Source organism: Pseudoalteromonas haloplanktis ATCC 14393 (genome assembly GCF_000238355.1).
In the GTDB taxonomy this organism is placed as follows: Bacteria; Pseudomonadota; Gammaproteobacteria; order Enterobacterales; family Alteromonadaceae; genus Pseudoalteromonas; species Pseudoalteromonas haloplanktis.
The window spans coordinates 1-14860 of the sequence record NZ_AHCA01000028.1; the positions used below are offsets into that span (position 1 = coordinate 1).

A 14860-nucleotide genomic window follows, 5' to 3' on the forward strand; every position below is an offset into this window, starting at 1 on the left:
CGGTTTTAGGCTCTAGATCCTAGTCACTTCCCTAGAACCTATCCCTTTAGGCACGCTTCCGCCCCTAGGTTACAGTTCCTACGTACTGATAAATTAAGCTCAAATTTTTAGGTTCTAGGTTAATCAGTTTTAAAATTAAAGATGAAAGGTCAAACCTTTCGCGGCTAAAGCCGGCTCCTACGATAAATTTAAAACCTGTAGGAAAAGGCTTTAGCCATGAATTTTATAAAGACCGAACTACAAAGTCATAAACCTAGGTTTTAGGCATTATCAGTTTCTAAATAAATTAAACCTTCGCGGCTAAAGCCGGCTCCTACATTTGGAAGCACAGGTGCTCGGTTTTAGGCTCTAGCCTCTAGTCACTTACCTAGAACCTATCCCTTTAGGCACGCTTCCGCCCCTAGGTTGCAGTTCCTACGTTCTGATCAGTTTATTCAAATTGTAAAATACAAAATCTTTTGCGGTGGCAAGCCACCTTACACCTTACACCTTACAGCTTATAGCTTATAGCTTATAGCTTATAGCTTATAGCTTACAGCTTACAGCTTACAGCTATTATCCTACCTTCTTCACTTCGCGATTATCTACGCTCATTTCTATTTTTTGGTTAAGTAAATTTACTAACAAAATACTGCGCATATCGCCGTCTGGCTCTTTAAATATTGCCTGTACATCTTTGAACGAGCCATTATTTAGGTACACCAAATCACCAGACTGCGGTAAATTGCTGTCACATTGGTTTAGCTCAAAGTTCTTTAATTCGTTGATGAGTTGCTCAGGTACTATTTGGTAGGTCGCGCCATAAGTTACAAAACCGCTGATGCCACGAGTATTTTTTACCGAAGAAAAATTGCCAGTTGTTGCATTTAAGCGAACAAATAAGTAATTGGGAAATACTGCGGATTGCTTAAAAGTACGGCGACCTTTAATGAGTTGATGTTTTTCTAATTGCGGAAAAAACGCTTCAATCCCTTGGTTTTGCAAATTAATTTGAGCGCGAGCTTCTTGCTTTGATTTACAAAATAATAAGTACCAACTATCCATATCAATCCCTTTAATACTGACTTTGTGCCTGTTTGTGCCTGATAATTATTTTTATTTTGCCACAGACGGCGGGGATTATACGTGTTCAATTGCTATGGTGTCTATAAAAACCCCATTAAAAGTTTTCATGTTTTGCATCGATTGTGTAGCAGGTTATTTTTAATACGGGGGTAGGCTTTCAACAAGTTAACAATTACTTGGATTGAAAGCCTTTTAGGCAGGTTATTCTTCACTCGATACTGGTTGATGTTTTTCTATCCAATACCACAAAATGAATTGCACTAGTAAAAGTAGTCCATACGCAACATTTAGAGCAACGGCTATTCCTACACCATTACTTGACGGTATCAGTAAATATGAAAATGCCAATACAGTTACAGCCCATAAAAAATTCAACGCAAAGCCAAACCAAGCTTTATTGGTTGCAGGCCAATAACTCCCAAATGCTGCATTCAGTGAATATAAGATAACGCAAGGTATTAGGTAGTTAAATATTTCGCTGGCATTAATATAGTATTCTTCACCAGCTAGTTTTAATATGAGCCCTTTGCAGATAAACAAAAAAGCGACTACAACGGTAGAAAAAATTAAGTTAGCGCCCATTATATTCATAACATTTACATTACCACCTTTCTTTGAAAGCGTTGATATGTAATAACCTGATAAGGAGCTAGGAATAAAAATGGCTACCAAATAAACTTGATATACCCATGAAAAATAAGCAATTTCTTCTTTTGAACTATTAAACTCGTTGAGTAACCCCAAGGTCATAGTTATTGCTGGCGCAACCATCATTGCGCCAAGGATAGAAGGAGCACTTAAGCTTTTAAAAATCTTAAATACACTTTTATCTATACAGAAAAAAAACCGCCAATCAATCGCCAGTTGAGATTTAAAAAACAACTCAAAAGTACCAAATGCATTAAAAAGTAATCGAAATACTGCAACCGCGAGCAAGCCTCCAATTACGGCATATGTATCAACCAAATAGATAGCAAGTGGCAAAAACAATATAAAGGTAACAATTGAATAGGCAAACAAGGTTTTATATTTTGAAGAGCCATAAAGAGCACCTTCATATACACCACTAAACCCAATCAGGGTCATCAAAGCAACAAACAGTATAAAAAAACTATTATCTGAGGATATATCAACCAGCTCACCTTTCAAATAGGGTAAGGTTAGTAAAAACAATCCTAAAACTAATAAAAAGGTAAAGCTAATGCTAGCGCACAAAGTTTTACTTTTTAGAGTTATATCATCAGCATACTTTGAAAACACAGTGTTTGTAGTAACTGAGCAACCAAATGCAACAAATGTCGCCAAGCTTGATACAATACTCAGTAAATATGAAAACTCTCCAAACTCACTGCCTGTTAATAACTTTACTGCGATAAAGTTTATTAACAGTAATGAACCACGCGAAACAACCCCATAACCTACTGAGTAAACGACATTTAAATTCACATTTCACACCATTAGCTAATAGAAGCTATTTTAATCTGACAAAACATCACAGATGCGCTGACATGCTTGGCCGTCACCATACGGGTTATGGGCACGGCTCATTGCTTTATAGGCTGCGTCATCCGTTAGTAACTCATTTAGTGCGGTGGTAATTTTTGCTACGTCTGTGCCAACTAATTTAACTGTACCAGCCTCTACTGCTTCTGGGCGCTCTGTTGTATCACGCATTACCAGTACCGGCTTACCTAAGCTTGGTGCTTCTTCTTGTATGCCACCTGAGTCTGTTAAAATAATGTGTGAACGATTCATTAAGTATACAAATGGTAAGTACTGCTGTGGTTCAATTAAATGTACGTTATCTACATCTTTTAAAATACGCTTTACGGGCTCTTGTACATTTGGGTTTAAATGCACTGGGTAAAGTATTTGTGTATTTGGATGGGTTTTAGCTGTTTGTGCGAGCGCTTCACAAATACGCTCAAACCCGCCACCAAAACTTTCGCGACGATGGCCCGTAACCAAAATTAGTTTTTTACTTTCGTCAAGCATAGGAAATTGTGATGCTAATGTGTTGCTCAGCTGCGCATCATCTTCTATTTGTTGCTTAACCAATAGTAAAGCATCAATAACCGTGTTACCGGTTACATATATATTTTCCTCTGCGTAATTTTCTTTCAGCAAGTTCGCTTTTGAGGTATCCGTTGGTGCAAAGTGGAACTTAGTTAAAGCCCCTGTTAATTTACGGTTACCTTCCTCTGGCCAAGGTGAGTAAATATTACCTGTACGTAAGCCTGCTTCTACGTGGCCTACTGCTATTTGCTCATAATACGCAGCTAAGCTCGCTGCAAAAGTCGTTGCGGTATCACCATGCACAAGCACTACATCTGGTTTAAACTCTTTAAGTACGGGTGTTAGCTCTTGTAAAATACGGCTTGTTACTTCTGGCAGTGTTTGCCCTGCTTTCATTAAGTTTAAGTCGTACTCTGGGGTGATTTTAAACAGCTCTAGTACTTGGTCTAGCATTTCACGATGCTGTGCCGTTACACATACTTTAGCATCAAAGCGGCTATCGTTAGCTAGGGCGTGTACAAGAGGTGCCATTTTAATGGCTTCTGGGCGGGTACCAAATACTGTTAATACTTTCACTTTTGAATCACTTTTTTAATTAATGGATTAAAAATCTCATTTACGTTTAAACCTAATTTGTCTGAATATAATTGGCAAACCTTTTTGGTTCGATCGTTTATATCAAAGCTAGACTCGATTTTATTGCGCGCATTAGTCGCTAGTAGATCTGCAAAATCAGGATCATCCAGCAGTTTTTCAAGGCATTGAACTAAACCATCAACGTCTTTCGCCTCAAATAACAAGCCATCCAATTGATCTTTTACTAGGTGATTATTCCCTTGAATATTTGAAACCACACAAGGTAACTTTGTTGACTGTGCTTCAAGTATTGCTAAAGGCATACCCTCCCATAATGAGGGCAATACAAACACATCAAACTCACGTAATTGTTCTGCAATGTCGTCCTTCCAACCTAACAATTTAATATGTTGCTGCGCTTGTGCTTCGTGAATAATCTCTTTTAATGATTCCTCTAACTCACCACCGCCTATAAATCTTATTTCGAAGTCATTTCTACTAGAGAACAACTTGACTCCTGCTTTAGCTAAAGTGAGGGGATCTTTCTGTGGCCATAAGCGACCAACCATCCCAATCACTTTTCTATTATTTTTATCGTTTTCAGCCGAAGGGGAAAACTTATCAATGTTAACACCGTTAGCAATAACACAAACATTAGATTCTTTCGTTTTTAATTGATTAACCGCAATATCTTTATCATCTTGATGCAGGCAAATTACTTTATCACTAAACTTACTTCCCATATATTCCATAACAAAATAGAGTGCCTTTGCAAATTTACTTTGTGCTGCTGGGAATGAAAAACCATGTACCGTATGTACAACCATAGGAACGCCAGCCAGTTTTGCTGCAATACGCCCCAACACGCCTGTTTTCGAGGAGTGAGTGTGAACCACATCGAACTTTTCTTTTTTGCACAGTTTATACAACTTATAAAACGCTTTTAAGTCATTAACTAAACTAATTTCACGTACTAAAGAATCGATAAAAATTGATTTAATACCAACACTGTCAGCATATTTTGTTAGCTCACCACTTTCTTTATAAATTAAATACCGGTCAACACTTTGACTATTCAAGCGGATCAGCTCTTCAAAACTAACTCGTTGAACACCTGTCATAAGTGGTAATAATTGCACGTGAGCAATCTTCATTTAATTTCTCCATCAAGATTGGGAGGCTTTGTTACCCAATGATACATAAATATAAGTAAAGGAACTAAAAAAGGATAAAAATTCTGCCTGTAGCGTATCGCTGAACCTGGGTTAAAAATTCCAAATGGGTAATGAACTAGCAACAGCCAAAATAAGCTAAAAAATAACACGCCAAATGCGATAAAGTTGAACTTGTATGATAGGAGCTTATAAATTTGTCCAAAATACAAAAATACAAAAACAAGCATTATTACAAGGCTTTCTAGAAAAAAGACTGCCCATACAGGTCTAGTGATCGTTTCATTAATCGTTGGCCCCCAGAAGCTTAAAAACATGCCGTGCAGCATACCTCGAAAGAAGTCGCCTTCATTTACAAAGTAAATATTCTCTCTGGTCGACTTTGCATTTTCAGGATCAAAATGTGAATACATATTGAGCGTAACTAAATCAATATATTCACTAACTGAAACAAGCAAAGCGAATTGTACAATAAAAATGCATAAAAAAAGTAATATAGAAAGATAAGCGTTAAGTCTAAATTTAATCAATAGATATAAATAAATGGCTACACTAATAATGGCAACAAAGTATTGAGGTTTGAAAATCAATAAAAGATAGCAAAAAAACAAAAGTAAAACTTTGCTTACCTTCTCTCTTTTATCAATCATGTTAATAAGTAATACGGCAAAGTAGCTCATGAATAAAGTCGCGATGGCTTCTTTTGAGTGTATAGAGGTCCAAATCAAGTAGGATGGCATTAAATTCAAAAGAATAAATATATATAACAACCACTTATTTCTAAACACGTCTCTCTTTTTTAATGCATTAAAAGAAATTACAACGCCTATAAAACTTAAAATCATGGCAGGGAAGTGATAAAGCGGTGGTTGTAAATATTTTACAATTGCCCCTGTAAATTCCATCAATGCTGTTGACGAGTACAGAACTGAAGCACTAAAAGTAAGTGTTGACTCTAAATACCTATGACTATCTCCTAACTGAGATACTTTTGAATAACCAAACTCTGCGATAAAAATAAATAAAAATTTAATTATAAACAGATAAAAAAGCACCGCATTTTGTTTATAAGATATTTTCATTTTTTAATTAAAGCAAGGTAAGTCGGTTTTAAAAATTGATCAAAATAGTTTAAATAGTATTTTTCCCAACATTCACCTGCATTCTCACCTAGCTCTAAAATGTTATTTCTATTGCTATCATTCTCTAACCAGTCAAGTAACTCTTCAAGTTCATTGAGTGAGTCACCAATCACCCAGCCACTGTTATTGAGCGTAACTTTCTCGCCTGGTGGAGTCCCTTTAGAAGTAATTAACGGCTTAGATAAAAATAAATGCTCGTAATATTTGTTTGGTGATGCATAAATATGGTTTGGGTTAGACAAGTAGTACAAGCCTAGCAATACATCGCTACTGGACATCAGTTCAATTGCTTTTTCATGATCAACAGAACCGTAAAAAAACACATTATTATGCTTGGTTTCTTTAAACAGCTGCTCACAACCGCCAAAGCCTGCTATATGAAGCTCTATACGTCGCCCTTCAATCGCCTTAAGAATATTTTCTAACCCTCGGCAATTTGACTCTAATACACCGACGTAACAAATTTTTATGGGCTTGTTTACTTCAACGTCTTTGTTTTTAAGAAACTGATTGTTCGGTACATTTTCTATTATGTGAATATTGCTTGCTGATGAAAAGCCGTGCTGCTTAATGCGTTTTTTATCTACTAAAATAATATCGTTTGCATACTTTGCAACTAAAGACTCTAATTTACATGCAACAGTTCTGGCAACACCATTAAGGTTCCGTGAATCAGCAAAATGATCATATACCTCATATATATATTGAGATTTAAAAAGCATTTTAGCCAACATGGCGACCATGCTGGTATCTAAATCAATAGCATGAATTACAGTAATATCTTTTCGGTGGTTACGAATATAACTTAATATAAATTTAAACCATCCTAGGTAACCTAAGAGGCTTTTTAGCTTGGCGCCGTAAGTCGCTTTTCTAGTATAAAAAGTTGTATTCTCTTGCTTTTCAGGCTCTCGGTTACGAGGCCAATAGAGCACATGATATTCAATATTCTCTCGCTCTAGCAGGGTAATATACTTGTTAATTCTTGAGTCAAACTTTATGTCAGCCGATCTAATTAATAAAACCATTTTTTACCTATAGTATTTTATCTAGGAGCACTTTTAAGTTCTTTGTATAAACCCAAGCATGCTGAATAAAATGACAGTAGAATAGAAAAAAGGCACAGAATATTAATAGTGAAAACCACTCAGGGACTGCAAAATACTCAAAGCTTAAACCTAGTAGCATAAATAATGTGGCGAAGATAACAAGTATCAACAATGCTTGCCTGTCACTAAACCCCAAACGCATAAATATATGGTGAATATGATCTCTATCAGCTTTGAATGGAGATTCTTTCTTTTTCACTCTGCGATACATAATTGCAATCATGTCCATTAAAGGCAGAGCAAGCAGATACAAGGCTGTTACAGGTCTAAAAAGTGACTCTTTGCCATCTGGTAGTTCTAAAGACAACACTATCAACCAAGTAATTAAAAAGCCAACCAGCATTGAGCCTGCATCACCCATAAACACTTTATTTTTAAATACTTTAAATGGGTTAATATTAAAAAATAAATACACCGAAAGCGCGACAATCATTGCTATGCAAATTGAAAGTATTGTTATATTTGAATTGGTATATGCGATTGCTGCTATTCCTATTAACGATACTATCGAAGAGCCACCAACTAAACCATCAATTCCATCCAGCATATTAAAAGCATTGATCGCAGCAACTACTGCTATGATTGTGAACACAATACCAAACACACCTAATGAAATATTACCAAACCCCAAGATATTACCTAGGTAAGATATATAGTGCCCTTGATAAAAAATTAAGCTAATTGTCAAGACTGACTGAAAAAACAACCTGATAGTGACACTTAGATCATATTTATCATCGAGTACACCTAATAATACAATCCCCATTGCCACTAAAAATAACGAGAGCAATTCATTAGTAATAGGCCCAATAATGAGCAAGCTCGAAAAGGCACCAACAAAAACACAGATACCACCAATTAACGGTACCATTCCATCATGGAGCTTACGTTCATTTGGCTTATCCAACAAACCAATACTCAAAGAAACTCGTTTCATGATAATCAGTGAAAAAAGTGTAACTAATGATGAATAAATAATAAGACTCAATTTTTTGTCCTTGCAAACATTTTAAATGAGTGGAACAGAAAGCCAAATAACATACCTATAAATGCACCTACCACAATGATCAAAACACGCTTTGGCGAACTCGGTTTTTCAACAACGATGGGGGGATCTAGGGTTTTTAAAACATACTCATCTCTTACATTCGCTAACATTTTCTTTTGTAATTGTTGTTCGATTAAATTATAGATAGCCCCTTTAACCTGGCTAACATTTGTATTTTTAATTGATTCTTCTAAAAATTTAATATTTTTATCAGCCTCATTTATATCACGAATCTTCATTTGGCTATTTAACTCTGAGACCAAGTTTACAAGCATTTGTTGAGCAATGATTGGTGAGTAATGATTTATTGAAACTGTAATAAAACCAGTTGTTTTTTCAGTTGAAATTGTTAACGTATTTTTTTTGAAATACTTAAACATTTCCTGTAAAGATGGTTCTTTAGATGAACCATCTTCATTTTCGAGCCATTTTGATTCAGCCGCTATATAGTCTGAGTCAAATATAGGTGTATTCTCTTTTTTATTCCAACCGGTGTGAGCCATTAGTTCATCTTGATAAGAAAACTTCTCTATGAAGTTTGATATAAACTGATAACTTCTTAAAATTTCAAGACCTTCATTAACTTGCCCTGAGCCTGAGTCATTTAAATTTATACCCGCAAGAGATGCAACACCGCCTAATTGAGATGATAGCCCATCTAGCAACCCACTATTTTTACTTTCATTAGGGGCAAGTATTGTTGATGATGTATAGATATCAGCTCGTGTAAAAGCAAACAATACAGCAATAAGTGCAAATACAATACCTGAAATAAAAATACTCCATTTGCCTTTGCATATAAAGTTTAATACGTCTCTTAGGTCTACTTCCTGCTCTTCGAGCTTATATGTATCTTTCACTATTGCCGCCTATATACTACTAATCGCAGCAACTGCTACACCAAGTTGATAAACGATCTGTGTGGCTGTGCTCCACAGAGTAAGGTTATCCATGTAATCTGAGTTAAGCGGTACTACAATAGTATCACCAGCTTCTATTAGTTGAGTATCACTCACTGCAAACCAACTACCGCTATCTGGAATTTTAACTGAGCCGTTTGCCTTGATTATGTATATACGCTCATCATCAGCACGCTCTTTTAGGCCGCCACTTAAAGCAATGTACTCTTCAAAACCAGTTCCTGGTTTATATAAATGTGAAGTCGCGTAATTTACCTCGCCAATGACGCTTATCGAATCTCGTTTACTTGGTACATATAAAGCATCGCCATCTTGTAGTACTAAGCGCTGTTTGTTTTCTACAATTAAAGGTAAGTCAATAACCAAACGCCCTACTGCTTCTACATTTGCCAAGTCATTCAATAGTTTATTCATTTCATCATAAGACAGTGAGTTACTGCCAACAGAGTTTTCAAAGCTTTTTTGTGCGATATCTCGGCGTAATTCTTCTGATAACTTAGCAAGTTGCTGCTGCTCTTGCTTGCGAATAGATTCTCTAGTAAAAATCGCTGCGTTTTCTTCTGCAAACTCTGAAAAGCCGCCAGCCCTTTGCAATAGATCAGTTAATGTTTCTCCGCGGCGAATAGTGTAAGTACCTGGAAACTTAACTTCACCTCTAAGCTCTACTTTTACATTTTCTTGCCAATTTGGAATTGAAAAGATATTTAAGCTATCTTTGCTTCGAAGAATACGATTTTCACCAATCTCTCCAAGTATTGCTTTATGCAAGTTAAACTTAATATGTTCGACTTTTGATGCATCTCCAGCAACTACACGGGTAATTTCAGCTTGTTCTGTATAAGCTGATTCAAGCAACCCACCCGCAGCTATGATAAGTTCATTAACTTCACTACCTCTCGTTAGCGGGTAAATACCAGGATAAGTAACATGACCGTTAATTTCGACTAACTGCATTCCTTGAGTAATATTTGCCTGAAGTTTTAATTTTGCAATTACTGGTTTTAATAGGTTATTCCGACTAAATAACGCGTAGTCTTCTGGTTGTAGTTTCTGTTTTTCTTTTTCAGCTTTACGTTTTGAAATTTCTGCAATAGTTAAAGTCGATTTGTTATCGAGTTCTGTATCTAAATCTTCAACTGAAACACCAATGTATTTTTCAAACTCTTGTTGCTGATATTTATGCCACTGCTTGGTTTTTAGCTGTAATGCTTGTTGTTCTGCTGTCAGTGCCATGTTTTCGAGCGCCAACTCTTCGGCTTCTTTTTCTTCAAAGCGGCTAAATATAAGCAGTTTATCATTTGCTTGTAACTCTAAGTCGTGCGGTTGCGCTTCTACAATTGCTTGTGCAACATCGAATTGATGCACTTCAATATCACCTGAAATATTAACTTCACGAACCAACAACGCATAACTAAGGTCAGCTTGCGGTAATAAATCTCCGCGGACGGAGGTAAACACGTCTGATATACGTTTACCTTGATGCCACTGGTAATGTCCAGGACGAGCAACAGCACCAATGACACTAATTGAGTTTTGGTACTGTAGACTAACTGGGTTAAAACGGATGCGGTCGCCATCGCGTGGGGTGTAAGCAATTTGTTTGGCTGCAAAATTGACCGATAATATCTCTTTTGCATTATGATTATTAAAGCGTTCAACAATTGCTTTTTGTGCGTAAGCTTGTGGTTTTAAACCACCAGCCATTTTTAGCAGATCCTGTGCGCTTTCATTATCTTTTATCTCGAATATTGCAGGACGCTTAACTAATCCTTCTACAGCTACTTGTGAGCCTACTGGCGGGATAAATACCACATCGCCTGGTTTTAAGATGATATCGTTTCGGCTATCCCCTTTAATAAGCAAATCATAAAGGTCAAAATTTGTAACGACTTTACCTGCGCGCTTTACTTGAATATTACGCAGCGATGCAATCTCTGATACACCACCACTAATAAAAAGTGCATGCGATACTGTAGTTAAGGACGACACGCTATAGCTACCTGGCTTATGTGCCTCACCTAGCACTAATATACGCATGCTGCGTAACTGCCCTAGTGATACAAACGCTTTAACACCAATTACTTCTTGCTCTACTTTTGCTTTAATAAGTTGTTTTATTTCGCCAAAAGTTAAGCCTGCAACCTCTACGGGGCTTAAGTTTGGTATATTGAGCCGACCTTCGCGATCAACATTCACTTCGTAACTTTCACTTTCTTTACCGTAGAAATTAATTTTTAATTGATCGCCACGGCCTATTAAATAAGTCTCTGGTACTGCAGCATTTTCACTAGGCATAAACGTACTTGGCTCACCTGCGAACAGCTCATAACCAAATGGTTTTATTTCATCTTGTTTTGGTTTAAAACGTTCTTCGTCAGTTAATACTGGCTCAGGAGCTTCTTCGCGAGACTGAATAGTTGGTACTTCTTCTTGTACTGAACTAGATGCTGCTTTTCCGGTTATTGTTGATAAGTCAACACCATACTGTCTTGCTAGCGCTTCTTGTTGCGCCTTTGGCAACTTTTTAAATTGCTCAATCTGCGATGCACTTGGGGTAAATGCCATTGCAGTAGCTGTTGTAAACAGTAGAAAAGTTATTAAAAATCGTTTAAAAAGCATCACAAGTCAGTTTATCCCTAGAACCACAGCAAAAAGATTGGCTATTCTACATTATTTAGCTACAAATAAAAAAGGGACTTTCGTCCCTTTATTTCACTTAAATGTCATTTAACTAGAGGAAACTGTTAAAAACTGTAAACCAATGTCAATGAGGTTTCTGTATCAGTACTTTCTTTGTCATCTGCAACATCTGAGTTGTTGGTGATGTTATAAGCAACTTTCATTTGTAATGAACCGTTGATTTTAGCTAGAAGTGCAGTTTCTGAACGCGTTTTAGTGTTGGTATCACCATATTCAACGGCAACTAACTGAGTAAACTTAGCGTTGTCAGAAATCTGCCAATTGTAATCTAATTTACCTAATGCGATTACTTCACCTTCACTCTCACCTGCATTTGAAATACCGTTATCATCAACGCTACCCTCAGGGAATTCAAAATACTTATAACCAGGACCAATCTCTGCGTTTAACCACATGTCAGCACGGTCTAATAAACGTTGACCGTAACCTGCTGAAATTACAGACTCATTACGGTAAGCGCCAAAGTAATCAGATACATATGAACCATAAATATATAAATGAGAGTGCTCTTCATTTAACTTATAGTTACCTTGCGCTGATAATGAGTACTTTTCATTCGTGCGTTGCGTTTCTTTCACACCAGCAGCATTTTCGACTTCGTCTTCTTTATAAAGACCATCGATTTTGTATTCATTATTCCAGTTTTCTAGGTTATGTAACGCCTTGATACCACCCTTTAGAGTAGTTGTTTCAGTGTTACCGCTGGTGATAATAGCACCTAACTCACTGGTAATGTCCCATGTTTGAGTTTCTTCAGCGAATGCGTTAGTTGCAGCAGATGCTGCAACTAAAATTGATAAAAGCTTTAATTTCATTAAAAAATAACCTTAGCTACTTGGGTTGATTAGTTTTGCTTGTGCAAATGAACATCCATTTGTGGGAATGGAATAGTAATATCAGCATCATCTAGTGAAATTTTGATGTTTTCCATTAGATCAAAATAGGTTGGCCAGTAGTCTGTAGAGTTAACCCAAGGGCGTACCACAAAGTTAACGCTTGAATCAGCCAGTTCTAACACTGCCACTGTATATGCTGGATCTTTTAAAATGCGCGACTCATTGTCTAGTACTGATTTAAGAACTTCTTTTGCCTTACGTAAGTCGGCATCGTAGCCAACACCTATAACTAAATCGATACGACGTGTTGATTCGCGCGAATAGTTAATAATTGAGTCCGACATAATTTTAGAGTTTGGCATGATGATAACTTTGTTATCTGGTGTGCGTAATTCAGTAGAGAATATTTCGATTTTCTTGACTGTACCAGCTTTACCGCCAGCTTCGACATAATCACCCGATTTGAAAGGGCGTAATAAGATAATAAGTACACCTGATGCGAAATTAGATAGTGAGCCTTGTAACGCTAAACCAACAGCTAAACCTGCAGCACCTAAAATTGCAATGAATGAAGTTGTTTCAATGCCAATCTGAGAAAGTGCCATTAAGATAGTTGCCATAAATACAATGGCGTAAACAATGCTTGATACAAATGAACCAACAGCCTTGTCTACTTTTTTCTTCTCGAATGCTTTTTCTGTTAAGTTTGAACAAAATTTTGCAACCCGACCACCCAGTAAAAAGATCACCAATGCAATTACAGCTTGAATGCCGTAATGTAAGATCAAACCTGAGTTTTCGTTTATCCAGTTAAGTATTGTATCCATTATCACTCCTGATATTCAGTATTAAGCAGTTTGCTGGTTAAATTATATCTGATTTTAATTTATTATTTCATTAATTTATGTATTTAAATATTAAACATAGCTTTTAGTATTGTTTTTATTTTACCTTACCAGATAAAAAAACGATTTAAAAACCCCCGCACTGAGTGTTTTATAAACAAAAGTGAAAAAAATTAAATTTTTTTCACTTTTTTTGCCCTGAACCCTTCACAACATTTATTATTTTATGTATTATCCGCGCCACACCAAACGAGGTGTGTTGTGGCGGTTGTAGCTCAGTTGGTAGAGCCCCGGATTGTGATTCCGGTTGTCGCGGGTTCAAGCCCCGTCAATCGCCCCATTTTTCCCTTCTTAGTAATTCAAATTTTCTTAAACCTCCTTCTAATTGTAAACTTTTTTTATCTAACTTATTTTTATCTGCTTGCTGAATTATTAGCACCGATTAGCTTTAGCATAGAGCTCGAATCCATAACATCATTCACGGCTAAAGCCTGTTCCTACCAAAAAACAACACATCTCCGCCCGTAGGAGAGCGCTTTAGCACCGAATAGCTTTAACATAGAGCTCAGTTCCATAACATCATTCACGGCTAAAGCCTGTTCCTACAAAGCAATACACACCTCCGCCCGTAGGAGAGCGCTTTAGCACCGATTAGCTTTAGCATAGAGCTCAGTTCCATAACATCATTCACGGCTAAAGCCTGTTCCTACAAAGCAATACACATCTCCGCCCGTAGGAGAGCGCTTTAGCGCCGAATAGCTTTAGCATAGAGCTCAGTTCCATAACATTATTCACGGCTAAAGCCATTTCCTACAAGTAACTTTAACTTCTGCTATCTTTAATATTTATATTTTAAGGATAGAAATATGTACGCTCATGCACAAGCGTTAAGAAAAGGACGCACTTCAGTTGTTAATCATTTTTATTCTGTCACAGTGATAACCTACCAACGCCATAAATACTTCCTAGACTTTGATAACGCAAGAAAAGTTATAGCCGCATTGAAAAATTCAGATGAGCTAGGGTTTACACAAACAATTAGCTTTATAGTCATGCCTGATCATTTTCACTGGTTGTTTCAATTAAAAAATAAAGAAAATTTATCTGAAGTTCTTAGACGAGTAAAAGGATGTAGCTCTTTCAATATAAAAAACAAACACACACCTCAAGTTTGGCAGCAAGGCTTTTACGATTCATTAATTCGTAATGAAGATCATTTAATTGCACAAGCGAGATATATTGTAGCAACCCCCTTGCGTGCGAGTTTGGTTAAATATATTGGGGATTATCCTTTCTGGGATTGTATATACCTCAAATAACCGAATCAACGAGGCTGTACTACAATGGACCGGAATTTTTTCATTCATGGCTGAAGCCATTTCCTACGCGGACACCTCGTAGGAGCGACTTTAGTCGCGAAGTTTAGGTTGT

At 36.7% G+C, this 14860-nt stretch carries 12 protein-coding genes and 1 tRNA gene; 2 read left to right on the forward strand and 11 right to left on the reverse strand.

The window, feature by feature from the left end:
• Positions 1-555: 555 nt before the first annotated feature.
• The 11 genes from rfaH to PHAL_RS0122275 all read right to left on the reverse strand — a co-directional run bounded on the left by rfaH (position 556) and on the right by PHAL_RS0122275 (position 13411).
• Complete coding sequence (gene rfaH, locus PHAL_RS0122225) at positions 556-1044, reverse strand: transcription/translation regulatory transformer protein RfaH (protein WP_016710638.1); 489 nt, start codon at positions 1042-1044, stop codon at positions 556-558.
• 222 nt (positions 1045-1266) lie between these two features.
• Positions 1267-2511: a hypothetical protein gene (locus tag PHAL_RS0122230; protein WP_016710639.1), complete on the reverse strand. Its 1245-nt coding sequence runs from the start codon at positions 2509-2511 to the stop codon at positions 1267-1269.
• A 30-nt stretch (positions 2512-2541) separates the two neighbouring features.
• Positions 2542-3657, reverse strand: a complete 1116-nt coding sequence (gene wecB, locus PHAL_RS0122235) for a non-hydrolyzing UDP-N-acetylglucosamine 2-epimerase (RefSeq protein ID WP_016710640.1) — start codon at positions 3655-3657, stop codon at positions 2542-2544.
• On the reverse strand, positions 3654-4796 hold the full coding sequence (locus PHAL_RS23390) for a glycosyltransferase family 4 protein (RefSeq protein ID WP_158217514.1): 1143 nt from the start codon (positions 4794-4796) through the stop codon (positions 3654-3656). Before PHAL_RS23390 ends, wecB begins: the two co-directional genes overlap by 4 nt.
• Positions 4797-4807: 11 nt before the next feature.
• Entirely contained in the window at positions 4808-5734 is a 927-nt protein-coding gene (locus PHAL_RS0122245) for a hypothetical protein (protein ID WP_138555909.1), read from the reverse strand.
• 173 nt (positions 5735-5907) lie between these two features.
• A complete protein-coding gene (locus tag PHAL_RS0122250; protein WP_016710643.1) occupies positions 5908-6999 on the reverse strand; it encodes a glycosyltransferase in 1092 nt (363 codons plus the stop codon).
• A gap of 7 nt (positions 7000-7006) precedes the next feature.
• A complete protein-coding gene (gene wecA / locus PHAL_RS0122255) occupies positions 7007-8068 on the reverse strand; it encodes a UDP-N-acetylglucosamine--undecaprenyl-phosphate N-acetylglucosaminephosphotransferase (protein WP_016710644.1) in 1062 nt (353 codons plus the stop codon).
• On the reverse strand, positions 8065-8988 hold the full coding sequence (locus PHAL_RS23395; protein WP_016710645.1) for a Wzz/FepE/Etk N-terminal domain-containing protein: 924 nt from the start codon (positions 8986-8988) through the stop codon (positions 8065-8067). Before PHAL_RS23395 ends, wecA begins: the two co-directional genes overlap by 4 nt.
• A 9-nt stretch (positions 8989-8997) precedes the next feature.
• Positions 8998-11667, reverse strand: coding sequence for an SLBB domain-containing protein (locus tag PHAL_RS0122265; protein WP_415835981.1), 2670 nt, complete (start codon positions 11665-11667; stop codon positions 8998-9000).
• Positions 11668-11792: 125 nt separating this feature from the next.
• Entirely contained in the window at positions 11793-12563 is a 771-nt protein-coding gene (locus tag PHAL_RS0122270; RefSeq protein ID WP_016710647.1) for a DUF481 domain-containing protein, read from the reverse strand.
• Positions 12564-12592: 29 nt separating this feature from the next.
• Positions 12593-13411 carry a mechanosensitive ion channel family protein gene (locus PHAL_RS0122275; RefSeq protein WP_016710648.1) on the reverse strand — a complete coding sequence of 273 codons (819 nt, stop codon included), beginning with the start codon at positions 13409-13411 and terminating at the stop codon, positions 12593-12595.
• A gap of 282 nt (positions 13412-13693) precedes the next feature.
• Here PHAL_RS0122275 and PHAL_RS0122280 point away from each other — a divergent pair.
• Together PHAL_RS0122280 and PHAL_RS0122290 are read left to right on the forward strand one after the other, a co-directional pair.
• Positions 13694-13769 (forward strand) — tRNA-His (locus PHAL_RS0122280).
• Between the two features lie 526 nt (positions 13770-14295).
• Positions 14296-14748, forward strand: coding sequence for an REP-associated tyrosine transposase (locus PHAL_RS0122290; RefSeq protein ID WP_016710649.1), 453 nt, complete (start codon positions 14296-14298; stop codon positions 14746-14748).
• Positions 14749-14860 lie beyond the last annotated feature (112 nt).